1 protein-coding gene is annotated in these 1,219 nt (G+C 53.2%); it reads left to right on the forward strand.

The features are described from left to right. Window positions 1-202 precede the first annotated feature (202 nt). Window positions 203-940 (forward strand): trypsin-like serine peptidase, encoded by a 738-nt coding sequence (locus tag RXV90_RS25760; protein WP_316653287.1) that lies wholly within the window; start codon window positions 203-205, stop codon window positions 938-940. Window positions 941-1,219: the final 279 nt, after the last annotated feature.

Here is a 1,219-nt window from a genome sequence, read left to right on the forward strand (position 1 = left end):
CGCAAACGCGCTCCTACGAGATAAACGAAGTTGGTCGCCCGTTGCGCCTTGACCAAACACGGATACTCAGATGTCGGGGTAGAGCCCAAAAGGATAATTCGACTTTTGAGCTGTCACGTGGCTATTCGGCCAAATTACCAGATCAAGCAATCGTAGACGACGTGTTCGCAGCTGCTAAGGTTCTTGGGAGGGGAAGGGACACTTGCACAAATACATTCTGTTGAACGCGCTTGTGGCGCTTTTGATGGCCTCATCGGCGACCTGTGCCGGTGAACCAACTCGAGCGATATCTGAAGCCGAGCGTCGCATTTGGCACGGCGTGGCGAAAGTGCATGTTGCAGGAAACCGCTGGTGCAATGGAGCCTTGATCTCGGAGCGCGAGATCGTAACGGTCGCTCATTGTTTATATAATCCACTGACGGAGAAATTCACTGATCCAAAGTACATGAAAGTCGTCCTAGGACAGTGGAGAAGCGAACACGTAGCTTTGCTTGGCGTATCTGCCCTCGCCGTTCTTCCTGGATACTCGCCAGCCGTATCGCGAGAACTCACAACAGACGAGGTAGCATTTGACCTCGCTTTGCTCTTACTCGATTCACCTGTTTCGGCCATGCAGGCTCAGCCGTTTTCACTTAGTGAATGGCGGCAGGGAGAACCCGTTGATGTGATTGGGTACGGACGTAGTCGACCATACATTCCTTCAATTCGAGCGGGCTTCGAAATGACTCCAATCTTGCCTTACGTCGCAATGTTGAACTGTGCAATTGAACCAGGATTGTCAGGAGCACCCGTTACGGAAAGAGCGACTACCAAAAAGTTGCCGCCCCTTGTTGGTATCGTATCTGCGTCGCTGAATTTGCCGGTAAGCGGGGATTCCTGTGCGGCGTTGGTGGTGCAAATTGGCCCAAGGTTAAAACAGTTACGGGCGTTATTGCCGTGACCCTACTCACAGCCATCCAACCGATGTTTGGAATGTCCGTGAGGACAGCAACGTCCGCTTCTCGGACATCAAGCTTAATCTGATGAAAGTCCGCTTTCCCTAGTAGCGGACGTCCCCACCCGACACCGCGAATTGATCGCTCTGGACGACCGGTAAGTGTGGGGTAGCGGTCACCTGACAGAACTACTCAGATGACCGGGAAGAGCCGATTGTGTTGAAGAAGTCGGGTTGAGAGCCGCGAACAGATCGCGATAGCGCGTAACTGGGCCTGTCGCTCAG

Origin of the sequence: Ovoidimarina sediminis, from assembly GCF_032586175.1 — a bacterium.
In the GTDB taxonomy this organism is placed as follows: Bacteria; Pseudomonadota; Alphaproteobacteria; order Rhodobacterales; family Rhodobacteraceae; genus Ovoidimarina; species Ovoidimarina sediminis.